Origin of the sequence: Paraburkholderia sp. UYCP14C, from assembly GCF_004197395.1 — a bacterium.
Classification (GTDB): Bacteria; Pseudomonadota; Gammaproteobacteria; order Burkholderiales; family Burkholderiaceae; genus Paraburkholderia.
Window position 1 is genome coordinate 20,848 of sequence record NZ_SELS01000010.1, and the last position, 15,703, is coordinate 36,550.

14 protein-coding genes are annotated in these 15,703 nt (G+C 66.7%); 4 read left to right on the forward strand and 10 right to left on the reverse strand.

Going from position 1 to position 15,703, the window contains the following annotated elements:
* Positions 1 to 14: 14 nt before the first annotated feature.
* From EVC45_RS11585 to EVC45_RS11615, 7 genes are all read right to left on the reverse strand, one after another.
* Positions 15 to 1,451 carry a hypothetical protein gene (locus EVC45_RS11585; protein ID WP_129958135.1) on the reverse strand — a complete coding sequence of 479 codons (1,437 nt, stop codon included), beginning with the start codon at positions 1,449 to 1,451 and terminating at the stop codon, positions 15 to 17.
* Positions 1,452 to 1,545: 94 nt separating this feature from the next.
* Positions 1,546 to 2,355, reverse strand: a complete 810-nt coding sequence (locus tag EVC45_RS11590; protein WP_129958136.1) for a peptidase C39 — start codon at positions 2,353 to 2,355, stop codon at positions 1,546 to 1,548.
* Between the two features lie 7 nt (positions 2,356 to 2,362).
* Positions 2,363 to 3,076, reverse strand: a complete 714-nt coding sequence (locus EVC45_RS11595) for a C39 family peptidase (protein WP_129958137.1) — start codon at positions 3,074 to 3,076, stop codon at positions 2,363 to 2,365.
* 105 nt (positions 3,077 to 3,181) lie between these two features.
* Positions 3,182 to 4,573, reverse strand: a complete 1,392-nt coding sequence (locus tag EVC45_RS11600) for a hypothetical protein (protein ID WP_129958138.1) — start codon at positions 4,571 to 4,573, stop codon at positions 3,182 to 3,184.
* A 25-nt stretch (positions 4,574 to 4,598) separates the two neighbouring features.
* Positions 4,599 to 5,276, reverse strand: a complete 678-nt coding sequence (locus EVC45_RS11605) for a hypothetical protein (protein WP_211193410.1) — start codon at positions 5,274 to 5,276, stop codon at positions 4,599 to 4,601.
* Positions 5,273 to 5,824 carry a hypothetical protein gene (locus EVC45_RS11610; protein ID WP_129958139.1) on the reverse strand — a complete coding sequence of 184 codons (552 nt, stop codon included), beginning with the start codon at positions 5,822 to 5,824 and terminating at the stop codon, positions 5,273 to 5,275. The genes EVC45_RS11605 and EVC45_RS11610 overlap by 4 nt, the downstream gene beginning before the upstream one ends.
* A 138-nt stretch (positions 5,825 to 5,962) precedes the next feature.
* On the reverse strand, positions 5,963 to 6,439 hold the full coding sequence (locus tag EVC45_RS11615) for a hypothetical protein (RefSeq protein ID WP_129958140.1): 477 nt from the start codon (positions 6,437 to 6,439) through the stop codon (positions 5,963 to 5,965).
* A gap of 537 nt (positions 6,440 to 6,976) precedes the next feature.
* On the opposite strand from EVC45_RS11615, the gene EVC45_RS11620 reads away from it, so the two are divergent.
* Together EVC45_RS11620 and EVC45_RS11625 are read left to right on the forward strand one after the other, a co-directional pair.
* Positions 6,977 to 8,371: a sigma-54 dependent transcriptional regulator gene (locus tag EVC45_RS11620; RefSeq protein WP_129958141.1), complete on the forward strand. Its 1,395-nt coding sequence runs from the start codon at positions 6,977 to 6,979 to the stop codon at positions 8,369 to 8,371.
* Positions 8,372 to 8,706: 335 nt separating this feature from the next.
* The gene (locus EVC45_RS11625; protein ID WP_129958142.1) at positions 8,707 to 9,678 is read left to right on the forward strand and encodes a thymidylate synthase; all 972 of its coding nucleotides are present in this window, start codon (positions 8,707 to 8,709) and stop codon (positions 9,676 to 9,678) included.
* Positions 9,679 to 9,785: 107 nt separating this feature from the next.
* Here EVC45_RS11625 and EVC45_RS11630 read toward each other — a convergent pair whose 3' ends face one another.
* Positions 9,786 to 12,311: a DUF6600 domain-containing protein gene (locus EVC45_RS11630; RefSeq protein WP_129958143.1), complete on the reverse strand. Its 2,526-nt coding sequence runs from the start codon at positions 12,309 to 12,311 to the stop codon at positions 9,786 to 9,788.
* A 171-nt stretch (positions 12,312 to 12,482) separates the two neighbouring features.
* The gene (locus tag EVC45_RS11635) at positions 12,483 to 13,196 is read right to left on the reverse strand and encodes a helix-turn-helix transcriptional regulator (RefSeq protein ID WP_129958144.1); all 714 of its coding nucleotides are present in this window, start codon (positions 13,194 to 13,196) and stop codon (positions 12,483 to 12,485) included.
* A gap of 209 nt (positions 13,197 to 13,405) precedes the next feature.
* Here EVC45_RS11635 and EVC45_RS45565 point away from each other — a divergent pair, with 209 nt between their 5' ends.
* Positions 13,406 to 13,546 carry a hypothetical protein gene (locus tag EVC45_RS45565; protein WP_168991451.1) on the forward strand — a complete coding sequence of 47 codons (141 nt, stop codon included), beginning with the start codon at positions 13,406 to 13,408 and terminating at the stop codon, positions 13,544 to 13,546.
* Between the two features lie 164 nt (positions 13,547 to 13,710).
* Complete coding sequence (locus EVC45_RS11640) at positions 13,711 to 14,217, forward strand: acyl-CoA thioesterase (protein WP_129958145.1); 507 nt, start codon at positions 13,711 to 13,713, stop codon at positions 14,215 to 14,217.
* Positions 14,218 to 14,291: 74 nt separating this feature from the next.
* Here EVC45_RS11640 and fumC read toward each other — a convergent pair whose 3' ends face one another.
* Positions 14,292 to 15,692, reverse strand: coding sequence for a class II fumarate hydratase (gene fumC / locus EVC45_RS11645; protein WP_129958146.1), 1,401 nt, complete (start codon positions 15,690 to 15,692; stop codon positions 14,292 to 14,294).
* Between the last annotated feature and the right edge of the window lie 11 nt (positions 15,693 to 15,703).

Genomic DNA, 15,703 nt, shown 5'->3' on the forward strand with positions numbered 1-15,703 from the left:
TTATCGTTGGCACGTCAGAAGGTGTACGGAAAGCGCATGCCGACCACGAAGTTCGGCGCGTCGGGTGTGAGTCCGATCGATACCGAGCCGTTGATGGTCAGATGCTTGTTCACGACGTGGTTCAGCCCAAAATTCATCACCGCGGCCGTGGTCTCGCTGCCCGGCACCTTCTGGTAGGTGCCGCCCGGAGCCTTGGTTTGCGATTCGGGCTCGAGCGCCATCGTGAACGACACGCTGGCCGAATCCTTGTCGGAGAACGCGAGCGCGACGCCGCCGCCGAACTGCACGATGTCGCCGAGCTTGACGGTCGCCGGTTCGACTTGTCCCTCTACCGACGAGATGTCCGCGAACGACCGCGCGATGTTGTAGGTATAGGAAACGCTGCCGAACAGCACGACCGGGTCGTAGGTCTTCAGCACCGACAGACCCGCGGTGATGTTCCAGAAACCGGTGCCGGTCGGCAGCGTGGTCGGCGCGACCAGGTTGGTGTTGTCCGCATTGACCTGCACGACTTTTTCGCCGAACGGCGAGCTGCCGGTCGGTGCCTTCACGCGCAGACTGCCGACCACGTCCGGCATGGCATTGGTTTCCCTGACGAACTGGTAGTAGATGCCGAAGTTCACGTCGCCGATGTCGTGACTCGACACGGTCGCGTCCGACAGCGTGCTCGCCGCGCCGCCCGCGCCGCCGACGATGAAGTTGCTGTGGCGGTACACGTACGGCACGTCGACGTCGACGTTGATGCGGTCGGACACGCCGTAGCGCGTGTCGAGGTCCGCCATCACCTGGTGCGACTTGGTCTGGCCGAGATTGATGTTGCCGAGGAAAATCGCGTCGAGCGCGAGGAAGCCCGACAACTGCAGCTGGCGACGGTCGTAGTAGGTGTCGCTGATGCCGAGGTCCATCGTCAGCTTGTGGTCGAAGAGCGGCGCATGTTCGCGTTGCACGACCGCCTGCTCGGCCTGGGTGCGCACCGGTTCGTTCGCGCGCTGGGTCTGGCCGACCGCGCCGCTGCCGTCGGTGGCGGCGGGCAGGCCGCCCGCATTGCTGCCCTCCGGCAGCGGCGGATTGACCGGCACGCCGGTCGCGGTGCCGGTGGCGCCGCCCGGCGCGGGCGCGCCGGGCAGGACCTGCGCGAGCGGCGGCAGCGGCACCGGCAAGCCGTCGGCGCCGGGCTGCTCGGCCACCGTGTCGGTGCCCGCGGGGGCGCCGGCACCCGGCACGCCGCGTCCGCGTTGCGCCATCTCGAGGTCGGTGACCTGGCGTTCGAGCGAATGGATCTGTCGCTGCTGCTCGTCGACGACGCGCATCAGCGTGTTCAGACGCTCCTCCACGGATTGACCGGCGAGCGCCTGCGCGTTCGCCGACTGACAAAGAGCCCAAAGCATGACGGCGGCCGGGATGGCTGCGAGAGCCATGCGCGGCACCCTGGTCGATGACACTTTTTTCATTTTTTGCTCCCCCGGTGGTCCGGTCGCGCGGTGCTGACTGCACGGCCGTCTCTTTACTGCTTGCGATGCAGTTGGCGGGTGGCGGCCCGCCTCGTTATCTCCTGTTTTGCAGTGCCTGCAGTACGCCCAACTGACGAAGCATCGAAGCCGACATCTGCTGGGTTTGCAGATGCAGTTGCAGGACGTTGACGACTTGCTGGTTATTGCCTGCAATCTGCAGCAACTGGGCGATCTGCCCGTTGCTGGGCGCGATGGTCTGGGTGGCGAGCCCAGCGGGTGTCTGCAGCGCGACGTTCACGCCGTTGCTGCCGAACGAAATGCCGGCCTTCACGGAGCCGCTCGAATTGCTGGCCGAGGCCGACGGCGCATTGGCGGTGCCCGTCAGCGTCACGGCGCTGTTGCTGAAGTCGATCAGCGCGGAGTTGGCGCCGCTGTTGCGATCGCCCGCGACCTGGGTGACCTGCGACACGCCGTTGACGCCGATGCTCTGGCCGCCGCGTGCCTGGGCATTCGGGTTGGCGCCCGAATCGTCCGCATGGCCGTGCGCGCCGCCGCTCACGCTCGCGAACGTGCTGACGGAGCTCGTGAGCTGGCCGCTGCCGTTCTGCACCGCGCTCAGCGACCCTTGCGCGAGCGCGCTCGCGCCGTTGGGCAGCTGCCATTGCGAAATGACGTTCAGCACGAAGCCGGAGATCATCGTCGCGCCGGCGTATTTGCCGGTCTGGGTCGCGAGCACGTCGTCGCCGACGAGCTGCACCCGCAGCGGCGCGGCGCCCGGCTCGGGCGGTATCGAAAGTTCGGGGGCCGGTGGCGAGGCGGCGCCCTCCGAAGCATGGGCAACGCTGCTTGCGCCGCAAGCGATGGCGCAGAGCACGAACCCAAGCTGTGTGAAGTGTGACTTCATGGCGGGTTCAGAACATGTCTGCCTTGTTCAAGCCGTACTCGAAAAAGGGAGTCGCGGCGGTGCCGGCCGCCAGCGCGGCGGCGCGCAGCTTCAGCGCGAGCGACTCGTTGTCCTGCAACAGCGGTGAATCCTCCCTGAAGGGTTTGCCGAGGACCGCGAACACGAGGCCGTTCCAGGTCTTCGCGAAGTCCTCTTCGAGCACGATGCGATTGCCGAGCGCCGGATCCGCGATGAACACGCGGCCGTCCTGCGCATGCTTGACGATCACGAAATGCTCGTAGCCGTCCATGTTCATCAGGACCATCACGGGGATCTGCAGATGGTGGAGCGCGTCGACGTTGACGCGAAAGCCGCGGCCGCGCAGTCCGATGGTTTCGACGAAGTGCTTCATGTCGAGCATCGAGAAGCCGTTCTTGACGACGACTTCGGGCGTCGAGAAGACCATCATCCGGCGAATCAGTTCGGTCTCCGGAATATCGATGCCGTAGCCGTACTTGAGGAGGGTGGCGAGCGCCGCCGCGCCGCAGCTGTAGTCGAGCTGCTGACTGACGATGTGGTTGTAGCGCAGGTCCTTCATCGAGCGGACCGTCTTCGTCAATGGCACGCCGGCGAACGTGGACGTGTCGATGCTCGACTGTGCGGCGGCGTGACCCGCGCACAGCACACAGCCTGCCAGCGCTACGGCGAACGGTAGCGCCGGGAACCCCTCGAACCCGGTCATGCTGGTCTCCCACCCGATCCGCGCCGGCAGCTTCTGCGGCTGCCGGCGCGCCCTTCCGACTGCTTCGTGGTTCTTCTGCTTGCCTGCGCCCGTCGCTTCGTCGGCTTACTTGCCGCTGTTCAGCGCCGCGATGGCAAGGCCGTTGTGCTGCAGGTTGCCCGCGCCGCCGGCGATGTTCACGCCGATGTTGCCGGAGGCGCCTTTCAACGTATCGGCACCCAGACTCGCGGTGCCCTGGAATTGCCCGTGAACGGCCATCGTGGCGGATTGCGAGTTGTCGTCCGTCGCATCCATCGCGGTGGTCATCGCCTTGCCCGGCGAGGTCGTCGTCACTGCGCCGGCAAGCGCGTTGTCCTGCGCGTTGCCGATACCGGACGCGATGTTCACGCCGACGTTACCCGTCACACCCGACAGCGACCCGTTGCCGACCGACGCGTTCAGATTGAAGTTGTGGATCGTCGCGCTGCCGCCCGAGGACTGCACGTTGAAGTCCTGCGCGTTGCCGAACACGTTGCCGACGTCGACCGAAGCGAGCGATACGTCGTTGCTCTGCGCGTTGTCGATGCCTTCCGCGATGTTGATGCCGAGGTTGCCCGACACGTTGCTGGCCGCGTTGGTGCCGGTGGTCGCGTTCAGTGTGCCGGCCGCCTGGTTGTTGATGTGCTGCGTGACCGTGCCGCGGGTCGTCACGTCGGTCGTCGTCATGCCTGCGTCGATGCCCCATGCGGCGCCGTACGCGTTGCTCGATGACGAGCTGCTACGCGAGTAGCCCGACGATTGCTCGCCGACCATCGCATAGCCGGAGCCTTCGTTCGCCTTGAAGCCCCACGAACGGCTTTGCCCGGACGCTTCGCTCGCTTCGAAGCCGCCGGCGACGCCCGACGAGTTCGAGTAGCTCGATTCGCGATACCCGGCTTGCAGGCCGCCGTGGGCGTTGAACGAGCCGCTGCCGTGCGAGAACGTGTTGTGGTCCTGGTAGCTGTAGCTGCCGCCGATCGAGCCGCCCGCCGAGATATGGCCGCCCGAGTTCTGACTCGTGTGCGAGAAGCCGCCCGCGATGCCGGCTGCCTGCTGGCTCGTTTCATAGCCGCCGCTCGTCACGCTCGCGCTCCGGCTGCCGTACGCATAGCCGCCGGAGGCTTCGAAGCCCTGCGAGGCCGAGCTCGACGACGTATGGCTTTGCGTCGTGAATGCGAATGCCGCGCCGCCGCCTCTGACCGAGCTCCTGTTGTTGTTGATGGTCGTGGTCACGTTGCCGGTGGTATAGCTCTGCGCCTGCGGATCGAGCGTCGCGTTCACGTTGACCATCTGATTGTTGTTGATCACCGCGTCGGCAGTGCTGGAGACGTGCACGCAGCCAAACAGTCCGACCATACCTTCGACGCCGACCATCTCGCCGACGACCGTCGTATTGAACAGGTAGGCCTTCTGCGGCGCGGCAAGCACGCTGCCGGACGCGGCAACGAGAACGGCCGTGGCAATAAGAGTGCGCTTCATGATTCGCTCCGATACTTAAGTGTGGTCAGTTAAGAAAAGTGCCCGCCGGGGGACGGAGCACAAAACTGTTTGCCGTGGCATTACCGGCGCCGGCTGCCTGGTTGATCTGCACGATTCCGCTGGCGTTGCGAAAGGCATCGCTGGAAATGCTTGCCTCGCGCACGCCGTGAATCGCGTTCGACTGCCCCGGACTACCGTTTTTCGGGGCCGTCGCGGATAGCTCCCCATCCGAGACGGTCTCGACTCCGAGCGCCGCAGTCCCGATCTGGGTGCTGTTGCGCTGCAGATTCCCTGCTCCGGCCGACTGGTTCACCAGCACCGCGCCGGAAGTGTTCGAAAACGCATTGGCTTCGATCGACGCTCGCGCGCTCGTCACGTTCGCGGCCACCGACGCGCTTTGCACGCTCGCGTTCGCGTTGCCGAGCGCGGCGCCGTTGGTCACCGTGATCTGATTGGCTTGCGCGTTGTCGAGGCCAGCGGTTTCGTTGACCGTGAGCGCGCCCGTCGCGCCCATGCCCGCGCCGGCGCCGATCGTCGCGGTGGCGCCGACGACCGGCACCGCTTGCGACTGCGCGTGGGCCGCGCCGGCGACGAGCGCGGCGACCGCCATGCACAGGCACGTGCACACGCGCAGGGCCGGGCGGCCCGAAGCGACTCCGAGTAGTTGGAGCGATGGCAGCGAGAGGAGAAGGCGCGAGCTCATTTCAGACCTCCGAGCGCGCCGCCGAGCACGTTCGACAGCGGCGCGAGCGAGCCCGTCACCGACGAACTGACCGTGCCGCCGACGCCCGCCGCCGGTCCGCCGATGCCGCCCGCGTTCAGCGGGATCGTGTTGCCGGTCGCCCTGCCGGAGAGGATCTGCGTGACGGCCTGCATGCCGGTGCCGCCGAGCGCGCCGCCCGCGGCGACGCCGGTCGAGCCATGCGCGTTCGTCAGATCGGAATCGCCGACGAGCGTCGCGATCGTCGGATCGAACGAGTTGGCGGGGAACGTGGTGGCGCGCACCGCGACCGGGTCCTGCTCGCGTGGCACGGGGACGAACGCGTCGCGCGGCGTGACGCTGCGCTCGACGATGATGTCGCCCGGATTGGCGACCTGCTCGGCATAGGCATGGCTCGCGAAGCAGGCGACGACGAGGACGCTGGCGAGGAGGGCGCTGCCGCCCAAAGCGGCGCGCGGCAAGACGGGAGCGTTGCTGAACGACGCCGCCGGCAGCCCGAGGGCGTGCGGCGTCTGGTGGTTCGTACTCATGTCCCGGTCCCTTCTCTCTTGTTACTTGTGTCCCGCCGTCGTGGGGCGCGTTACCTGCCGCGCGACCACCGGTCCTGCATTGCCTGGTTATGTGCTGTTTGTGCTGTTTGTGCTTTTGGTGCTTTTGGCTCGCCGTGCTTACTTGCGCTGGTATGTCGCGACGTTGCCCTGGGCGGCGCGCGCGGCGTCGACGGGCACTGGCAGCGGCGAGGGCGGGGCGATCTCGTCCCACAACGTCACCTGGCTGCCGCCGCTTTGCATCAGCTGCGGCGTCGCGGCGACCATCAACATGCCGACCGCGCCGCCGCGTTGACGTGACAGCATCTGGTCATCGAGCGAAATATCGTTCACCGATGCAGCATCGGCGGCCGGGTTCGACGCGCCGGCGGCAATCTGGCTGTCGTCCTCCGCGGCAACCGGCGTGGTGGCTTGCAGGCTGGCGGAGGCGGGATCGATGGCTTCGTTGGAATCCGCCAGCGTGGCGGATCGAGCCGGGGCGGCTTGCGCTGTCGGGGTGCCGGCATTCGCCGGCAGGGTGCTGAACGCGAGGGCTGCGCAAATCGCTAGATACGGTGCGCCGCGGCTTATCAGATCGATGCGGAATGCGAGTCGCATGATGTGTCTCCCTGGTGCACGCCTTTTAGCGAAACGTGTGCCATCGCTCGCAATCCATTGATACGTCTGGCGCTAACCAGCAGAAAGACAACTAATGCGTTCCAAATCAGGAAAAAACGTTGCAGCACTGAAACGGGTCAGCAGAAAATACCTATAATTCGTTAATCGGCAAGATCGGACTACCGTCGCGAGAACGCCACGAAAAGCGCTTCCACTAATGTTTTATTTGTCGGCTGAATAATTCGCAATCGCCCGGTAATCCTTTATGGGTAAGGGGTCCATTGATTAAATTCGCATAATTGTTTTCGAAGCGGCGCGCGTATAGTAAGCTCTCGAAAACAGCTTCAGATTTAAAAAAGGCCCATATCAGGCCGTTTCAAACACACACGCCGCTTTCTTGGGGATCAGCTGTCCGCACGGAATGGAATGGCCGTTCGGGTTTTGCGATTCGCGAATCCCGGACGAGTCAGCGTGTCTGAACCGCAGTTTCAGGTGCATGCGTCGTCCTTAACGTTCGTTGACGAGAGGATCTGAATAATGGAACCCGCAACGCGGCAACTGATTTACGTTTCGCGTGACCCGAGCGCGGAACTGAATACGCGTTTTCTGCAGCGCGGCTGGCATGTCGAAGTCGTGGGTTCGGCGCGCGATGCGCGCCGGGCGGTGCGCACCGGAACGGCAGCTGGCGGCCTGCTCGATTTGTCCAGTGATTTCCAGCCGCACGAAATCGCCGCTTTTGAATCCTGTTTGACCATGCCGAACGTCGGCTGGGTCGCTGCCACCACGCCTGGCCAACTGCAAGACGCCGCGTTGCGCCGGCTCGTGCGCGACTACTGTTTCGATTACGTGACGGTGCCATATTCGGGCGATCGTATCGTCGACTCGGTCGGTCATGCGTACGGCATGATCTCGCTGAGCGAAACGGCCTCGCACGATGGCTCGCAGGGCGCCGAGGGCGAGATGGTCGGTTCGTGCGACGCGATGCTCGCGCTGTTCCGCTCGATCCGCAAGGTCGCGATGACCGACGCGCCGGTGTTCATCTCCGGCGAATCGGGCACCGGCAAGGAGCTGACGGCGGTCGCGATTCACGAACGTTCGGCGCGGCGCAACGCGCCGTTCGTGCCGATCAATTGCGGCGCGATCCCCCCGCATCTTCTGCAATCGGAATTGTTCGGCTACGAGCGCGGTGCGTTCACGGGCGCGAACCAGCGCAAGATCGGCCGGGTCGAGGCGGCCAACGGCGGCACGCTGTTTCTCGACGAAATCGGCGATCTGCCGCTCGAAAGCCAGGCGAGCCTGTTGCGCTTCCTGCAGGAGCGCAAGGTCGAGCGGCTCGGCGGACATACCGCGATCGACGTCGACGTGCGCATCATTTCGGCCACGCACGTGGACATGACCGCGGCGATGATCGAAGGACGCTTCCGTTCCGACCTGTATCACCGCCTGTGCGTGCTGCAGATCGACGAGCCGCCGCTGCGCGCGCGCGGCAAGGATATCGAGTTGCTCGCGCGGCACATGCTCGAACGTTTCAAGAAGGATGCGAGCCGGCGCCTCCGCGGCTTCGCGCCCGATGCGATCGCCGCACTGCATAACTACGGCTGGCCGGGCAACGTGCGCGAGCTGATCAACCGGGTGCGGCGCGCAATCGTCATGTCGGAGGGCCGCGCGATCACCGCGCGCGACCTGGAGCTTGCCGAATATGTCGAGATCGTGCCGGTGTCGCTCGCGCAGGCGCGCGAAGCGGCCGAGCGTCAGGCGATCGAGCTTGCGTTGCTGCGGCATCGCGGGCGGCTCGGAGACGCGGCGCAGGAACTCGGCATCTCGCGGGTGACGCTGTACCGGCTGCTGTGCTCGCACGGCATGCGACATATGGAAGGCGAGCCGATGTCGGCGCCGCACAGCGAATTGCCGGCGTCGGTGCAGCATCTGTAGATGGCGGGCGAGCGGCGAGGCTGGCGACGCGGTATATGAATGTGAAGGCGCGTCGCTGCGAGACTCGCGGCTCTGCCGGTTTGAATCGGTTGGCTGCACGATTCGGGCACGGCGATTCCATCCGGCCAGCGCCGCCTCGAAGCGCGGATGCGTGAGCGTGTCGCCGCTCCTAGATCGTGTCCCGCGGTCTTTTCCGTTCCGTCTGAATTCCCCCTCGATATTTCCCATGTGGCGCGCCCTGCCCAGGCGGCGTCCGGTCACGCTTGCTAGAATCCGGATTTGCTCAATTCCGTGAGCGCACCCGATCGGGTTCGCGCCGCGTCGAAGGAAACCGCATGAAACAATACCTGGACCTCGTCCGCACGATTCTCGACACCGGCACGTGGCAGGAAAACCGCACCGGCATCCGCACCATCAGCATGCCCGGCGCGATGCTGCGCTTCGATCTGCAGCAAGGCTTTCCCGCGGTCACGACGAAGAAGCTCGCGTTCAAGTCGGCGATCGGCGAGTTGGTCGGGTTCCTGCGTGCTTCGCGCAGCGCCGCGGATTTCCGCGAGCTCGGCTGCAAGGTATGGGACGGCAACGCGAACCAGAACGCGCAGTGGCTCGCCAATCCGTATCGCGAGGGCCCGGATGATCTCGGTGACGTCTACGGCGTGCAATGGCGCAAGTGGCCGGCCTACAAGGTGCTCGACGCCAGCGCGAGCGCGCAGCTCGCCGACGCGCAGGCGCGCGGCTTCCGCGTGATCACGCAGTTCGACGAAGAAGGCCGCTCGAAGGTGTTGCTTTACAAGGCGATCGACCAGTTGCGCCAGTGTCTCGACACGATCATGCAGAACCCCGCCGATCGTCGGATTCTGTTCCATGCCTGGAATCCGGCCGTGCTCGATCAGATCGCGCTGCCGGCCTGCCATCTGCTGTACCAGTTTCTGCCGAACGTTACGCGCCGCGAAATTTCGCTGTGCCTGTATATCCGCAGCAACGACGTCGGGCTCGGCACGCCGTTCAATCTGACCGAGGGTGCGGCGCTGCTGCATCTGGTCGGACGCCTGACGGGTTATACGCCGCGCTGGTTCAGCTATTTCATCGGCGATGCGCACATCTACGAGAATCAGCTCGACATGCTGCATCACCAGCTCAAGCGCGAACCGTACGAGAGTCCGCGACTCGCGATTTCCGATCGCGTGCCCGACTACGCGAAGACCGGCGTGTACGAGCCGGAATGGCTGGAGAAAATCGAGCCGGCGGATTTCTCGCTGATCGGCTATCGACATCATGAGCCGCTGACGGCGCCGATGGCGATCTGATGTCGGTGGGAGCGGGGCGGTAGCGTTCGTTCTCGTCAAAGAGGAAAAAGCCCCGCGATGGTGTGCATCGCGGGGCTTTTTCGTATCCAGGACGGTGGGTGAGCTGCTCAGCTCCTGTGATGGTCGTCGCGATTGCCGCCGCTCTGGTGCTGCTCGGCGTGTTGCGGTTGCGGCTGCGGCTGCGGACGTGGCTGCTGCACCTGCTGGGGGCGCGGTTCGGGGCGCGGCTGCTGCATCTGCGGACGCGGCTCGGGCCGGGCTTGCGGCATCGGCTGCGGACGCGGTTCGGGGCGCGGCTGCTGCGCCTGCTGGAACTGCGGTTCGGGCCGGGCTTGCGGCATCGGCTGTGGACGCGGTTCGGGGCGCGGCTGCTGCGCCTGCTGGAACTGCGGCTCGGGCCGGGCTTGCGGCATCGGCTGCGGACGCGATTCGACACGCGGCTGCTGCGCCTGTTGCATCGCAGGAGGACGCCCGTCCTGCCCACGCGCCTGCTGCGCGGCCAGGTTTTCCGGCGCATGCGGCACACCCGGCTGCTGCGCGAAATTCGGCTGTTGCGGCCCGCCCGGCTGCCCCATGTGCGGCGCCTGCTGCGCCATCGGCGTATGGGGCTGCGTCCATGCCGGCTGCGATCTGCCGACCGCGCCCCATTCCTGCGGCGCGCCGTGCTGCCGTGTGTACGCGCCCGAGTTGGCTGGATTACCGCCGCCTGCTTGCGGCGGCCGCGGCACCCCGTTCGACGGATGGCCCATATTGCCCGCAATCCCGGCCTCGCCTGGCTGTGGCGGATGCGCGTTGCCGACCATCTGCGGCGGCATGCCCGGACGCCCCTGCGGGGCTTCGCCATGCGGTCCCACGGCGCCGGCTTCGCCGGGCCGCTGACCGGCCTGCTCAAGGCCATGCGGCGCATTACCACCGGCCGCGCCAGGCGTACCGGGCGCACCCGCCGCCATGCCCGGCGGACGTCCCGGCACGTGCGATTGCACGACCCGCACGTTCGCCATCGGCAGCGCGCCCGGTGCGCCGGTCATATGCGCGGGGACCGAGGTGCGCACGATCGGCTGGCCGCCGCCGGGCACCCGTCCGCCGCCGCTTTGCGCGAAGCGCTGCGCGAGCTCGTCGTGGTACGCGGCCGGCATCACGGGGTGACGCGTCGCGACGACCGGGCGGCCGACGACGCTCGCCGGCGGCCGGTAATTCGCGCGCCGCAGATCCGACCCGAAGCTCTCGCGCACCGGCGCGATCCCCGGTGCGCCGGGGTTGATTCGCGCGTTGCGCCACTGCGCGGGATCGACCTTCTGCGAGAAGCGTCGCACCGGCTGACCATGCACGAACGCGGTCGCCGGCACGGCCGTCACGCCGCCCGGCACGCGATAGTTCACGTACGTGTTGTGGATGTTCACGTTGCGGTGGTAGTCGTTGACGATCGTCGTGCGGTTCACGCGGTTGTAGTACCCGGGGCTCCAGCGGTCGTGATCGCCCCAATGCGGATGCCACGGCTCGCCCGGCCCGAGCGGAAACCACGCGACGCCCGCGGCGACGACGCCGCCGACCGCCAGGTTGACACCCCAGTCGACGCCGCCGTCGTCATCGCCGACGAACGCGACCAGCGCCGGCGCATAGACGGGCGCCGCATCCGCTTCGAGCGGACCGGGCACCCACGCCCATGTGCCGTCGACCTCGGCCCAGCGGCCGTAGTGATACGGCGCGAAGCCCCAGGGTTGGTCGTCGACCCAGGTCCACCCCCAAGGCGCCTGCCAGACCCAATGGCCGTCGTGATACGGCGCCCAGCCGGCCGGTGTCGCGTTCGGCGTCCACACTTCGCCGTACTGCGGCGTCTCGCGCCATGTGCCGTTGGCATCGAGGTCCTCGTAGCCGGGGATGTCGCGCGACACGTAGCGCGCCGACGGCGAGCGGTCTTCGGTGGCGTCGCGGCTGGCGGCCCACCGGTCGAGTTCGTCGCCAGCGGGCACGCGGTTGTCGGCGAGCTGCTGCAGGCTGGTGCCGGCGAAGCGGATCTGCTGACCCGCCGCGATCGGCACCTGGCCGCCGTCGCCGTACGCGACCGCGCTGCCGCTGCGCACGGTGACGGTGGTGCTGCTGCCGTCGGGCGCGACGTCGACGCGGTAGTCGCCGGGACCGGTCACGCCGAGCGCGAGGTTCGGCGTGTCGATTTCATACGACGACCCCGGCGCGAGCTCGCGCACACGCGTCGACAGCGTGCCTTGCGCGACTTTCAGTTGCGCGGTCGTGTCGTCGAGATTGAGCACGTCGAGGCTCGTGTTCTGGCCGAGGCGCACCGCAGTCGAGCCGATGTGCAGCTCGGAGCGTGCGTTCTGGTCAGTCCACAGCTGGTCGCCGGTCGTCAGCGGCCGGTTGATCTGCGCGTACGACCAGTCGGTCGCGCCGGCGGGCTCGGTGGTCACGGCGCCCGCCGTATAGTTCAGACGCGCGATGCGCCCAGGTGGATCGCCGCCCGACTGATCGACGCCCGCCGCGTTTTGCGGCGGAGGTGGCGCTTCCTGCGCGTGTGCGATCTGCACGGCGAGCGCGACGACGGCGGCCGCGATCAGCGTATAGCCGCTCATCCGGCGTTGGATCCCGGCTGGCTGCGCGGGCTGCTTGGCATGTGTCATGACTGATCTCCGGCGGACGCGGCAATGGGCCGGGTCCGTTCAATCACTGTACCTGCCGGCTATGTTTCAAGGCCCGCTCATTTGTAAGGTGGATTCGCGGGCGTGTAACAAAAGGTCTCGCGCGGATCTCGAGCGGGTCTCGTAGCCTTGTGCCCCCGCCAGCTCGACGGTCTATCCGGCCAGAAACGCATCGAATTGCTGATGGCCGGCCGGCGTCACGCGCAGCACCCGCGGCCGCTCGGTCCGCTCGACCCAGCCGTGCGACGACCACGCGTCGAGCAGCGCCGCGCCGAGCGCGCCGCCCAGATGTGGCCGGCGCATGCTCCAGTCGAGGCAGGTGCATGCGAAGCGCCGCCGCCGGGTCTTCTGCGCGGCGAGGTCGATGCCCCAGTCGGCGAAGCGGGCGACGCCCTGCGCGGTCGCTTCGAGCGAGGCGCCGTTTTGCGTCAGCAGCCCGCGCTCGAGCATCCGCTCGAACATCCGCACTGACAGTTCGCCGGCCATGTGGTCGTAGCAGGTGCGCGCGTAGCGCATTTCCAGCGGCACGGTGCGCGCCGGACGCGGCACGGAACGCTGCGGCGCGCTGACTTGCGCGACGTTCGCGAGCGCTTCGATCGACGCGGCGATGTCCGCCGACGCAATACGGAAATAGCGATGCCGGCCGCGCACTTCGAGTGCGAGCAGCCCGCCGTCGGTGAGCCGTCCGAGATGGGCGCTCGCCGCCGATGGCGACAGCCCCGCGATCATCGTCAGTTCGCCGGCGGGGCGCGCGCTGCCGTCCATCAGCGCCCATAGCATCGCGGCGCGGCCGGGATCGGCGAGTAGCGCGCCGATCCGGCTAAGGCCTGGAAAGTGGTTCTGGTCGTCTAAGAGGGGGGCGGTCATCGCGCGTCTCCTGAATGGGCGGCAAAGGGCGGCGCGGCCGAAAGGCAAAGCGCGCCGGCACGATTCCCACTCTACGCGCATCGGGTATTCGATGTTTCAGCTTCGCGTGAACAATGAATGCGACGGACGCGTGCCGCCGGTCAGCGCTCCCGCGTCGTCGCGTGCCGCCAGGCTAGAATCGAAGCCTGTCCTTGCAGGAATCCGATGTGATGAAAACTCTTCTGGCCGTCGCCGCGGCGGTTCTGCTGTTCAGCGCCTGCGCGGGAGGCGGAGCCGGCTCGGGCTCGGCCGGCAGCGGCAGCATCAACATGTACGGCACCATCGACGCAGGGATCAGCGTCCGCAACTAGGACGCCGCGCAGCCGTCGGGGCAAGGATGCCTTGGGCCGAGCGCCGGGCCGCAGCGCGCCAGATATGTCCCGCGCGCCGTGTGCTCCGATCGACACCGCGCCGCGCGCAATATTGCGCTCGTATAATCGGCTCCTTTCAATGCATCCGATTGACCGGAGTCAAGATGAGCACTGTTCCCACAGCACCGCTGGACCGTTCGGAAACCACCTTCCGCTTTCTCGCCGAGCCGACCTCGGTCAACTTCGGCGGCAAGGTGCACGGCGGCGCGCTGATGAAGTGGATCGACGAAACCGCCTATGCATGCGCGGCGGTCTGGTCGGGGCGCTATTGCGTGACGGTCAGCGTCGGCAACATCCGTTTCCGTCGGCCGATTCTCGTCGGCAATCTGGTCGAACTGCGCGCGCGCGTCGTCGCGACGGGCCGCACCAGCATGCACATCCATGTGTCGGTGCAGGCGGGCGACCCGAAGGGCGGCGAGCTGCTGCAGACCACCGACTGTCTGGTCGTGATGGTCGCCGTCAACGAGAACGGTCATCCGGTGCCGGTGCCGGCCTTCGTGCCGCAGACCGAGGAGCAGAAACGCCTCGCCAAGTACGCGATGGACGTGAAGGAAGCGCTCGACGCGATCGTCGAGCTGAAGCCGGAAGAAGTCGCGCAAGGCAAGGTTTAAGCGCGACTGGTCTGCGGGCGACGCGCCGTCAAATGCGCTCTCATGCGTGACTTTTGTCGCGCCGCCTCGCCCACTCACCCCGCCGTACGTCCGACCATATCCTGCGGTCGCACCCACTCGTCGAACTGCTGCTCGGTGACATAGCCGAGCGCCAGCGCCGACGCCTTCAGCGTCGTGCCTTCCTTGTGCGCCTTCTTCGCGATCTGCGCGGCCTTGTCGTAGCCGATGTGCGGATTGAGCGCCGTCACCAGCATCAGCGATTCGTTGAGCAAGGTATCGATGCGTTCGTGATTCGGCTCGATGCCGACCGCGCAGTTGTCGTTGAAGCTATGCGCGCCATCGGCGAGCAGACGCACCGACTGCAGCAGGTTGTGCGCGATCATCGGCCGGAACACGTTCAGCTCGAAGTTGCCGCTCGCGCCGCCGATGTTCACGGCGACGTCGTTGCCGAACACCTGCGCACACAGCATCGTCAGCGCTTCGGACTGGGTCGGATTGACCTTGCCCGGCATGATCGAGCTGCCCGGCTCGTTTTCCGGAATCGACAGCTCGCCGAGACCGCAGCGCGGGCCGCTCGCGAGCCAGCGGATGTCGTTGGCGATCTTGTTCAGACTCGCGGCCACGGTCTTGAGCGCGCCGTGCGCGAACACCAGCGCGTCGGCGGCTGCCATTACTTCGAACTTGTTCGGCGCCGACACGAACGGCAGACCGGTCAGCTTGCCGATCGCGGCGGCGACGCCGTCGGCGAACTTCGGATGCGCGTTCAGTCCGGTGCCGACCGCGGTGCCGCCCTGCGCAAGCTCGTACAGATGCGGCAACGTCGACTCGACGTGGCGGATGCCGTGCTCGAGCTGCGCGACATAGCCCGAGAATTCCTGGCCGAGCGTGAGCGGCGTCGCGTCCTGCAGGTGCGTGCGGCCGATCTTGACGATATCGGTGAACGCTTTCGCCTTGCCGTCGAGCGTATCGCGCAGCGTCTTCAGCGCAGGCAGCAGATGCTTGACGATCGCATCCGCGGCGGCCACGTGCATCGCGGTCGGAAACACGTCGTTCGACGATTGTCCGCGATTCACGTCGTCGTTCGGATGCACCTTGCGCGCTTCGCCGCGCTCGCCGCCGAGCAGCTCGCTCGCGCGATTCGCGATCACCTCGTTCAGGTTCATGTTGGTCTGCGTGCCCGAGCCGGTCTGCCAGACCGCGAGCGGGAATTCGCCCGGATGCTTGCCGTCGATGATCTCGTCGGCCGCCTGCATGATCGCGCGGGCCTTCTGCTCGTCGAGCACGCCGAGGCCGAGGTTGACTTCGGCCGCCGCGCGCTTGATCACCGCGAGTGCGGTGATCAGCTCGGGTGACTGCTTCTCGGTCGAAATCTTGAAGTTCTGCAGCGAGCGCTGCGTCTGCGCACCCCATAGGCGGGCGTTCGGCACCGCGATTTCGCCGAATGTGTCGCGCTCCATCCGTACGTCTTCAGTCATGGTTGACTCCG

Bases quoted from the DNA above. Each gene is read 5' to 3' on its own strand.
- EVC45_RS11585 (WP_129958135.1), bottom strand. From the start codon at position 1,451: ATGAAAAAAGTGTCATCGACCAGGGTGCCGCGCATGGCTCTCGCAGCC.
- EVC45_RS11590 (WP_129958136.1), bottom strand. From the start codon at position 2,355: ATGAAGTCACACTTCACACAGCTTGGGTTCGTGCTCTGCGCCATCGCT.
- EVC45_RS11595 (WP_129958137.1), bottom strand. From the start codon at position 3,076: ATGACCGGGTTCGAGGGGTTCCCGGCGCTACCGTTCGCCGTAGCGCTG.
- EVC45_RS11600 (WP_129958138.1), bottom strand. From the start codon at position 4,573: ATGAAGCGCACTCTTATTGCCACGGCCGTTCTCGTTGCCGCGTCCGGC.
- EVC45_RS11605 (WP_211193410.1), bottom strand. From the start codon at position 5,276: ATGAGCTCGCGCCTTCTCCTCTCGCTGCCATCGCTCCAACTACTCGGA.
- EVC45_RS11610 (WP_129958139.1), bottom strand. From the start codon at position 5,824: ATGAGTACGAACCACCAGACGCCGCACGCCCTCGGGCTGCCGGCGGCG.
- EVC45_RS11615 (WP_129958140.1), bottom strand. From the start codon at position 6,439: ATGCGACTCGCATTCCGCATCGATCTGATAAGCCGCGGCGCACCGTAT.
- EVC45_RS11620 (WP_129958141.1), top strand. From the start codon at position 6,977: ATGGAACCCGCAACGCGGCAACTGATTTACGTTTCGCGTGACCCGAGC.
- EVC45_RS11625 (WP_129958142.1), top strand. From the start codon at position 8,707: ATGAAACAATACCTGGACCTCGTCCGCACGATTCTCGACACCGGCACG.
- EVC45_RS11630 (WP_129958143.1), bottom strand. From the start codon at position 12,311: ATGACACATGCCAAGCAGCCCGCGCAGCCAGCCGGGATCCAACGCCGG.
- EVC45_RS11635 (WP_129958144.1), bottom strand. From the start codon at position 13,196: ATGACCGCCCCCCTCTTAGACGACCAGAACCACTTTCCAGGCCTTAGC.
- EVC45_RS45565 (WP_168991451.1), top strand. From the start codon at position 13,406: ATGAAAACTCTTCTGGCCGTCGCCGCGGCGGTTCTGCTGTTCAGCGCC.
- EVC45_RS11640 (WP_129958145.1), top strand. From the start codon at position 13,711: ATGAGCACTGTTCCCACAGCACCGCTGGACCGTTCGGAAACCACCTTC.
- fumC (WP_129958146.1), bottom strand. From the start codon at position 15,692: ATGACTGAAGACGTACGGATGGAGCGCGACACATTCGGCGAAATCGCG.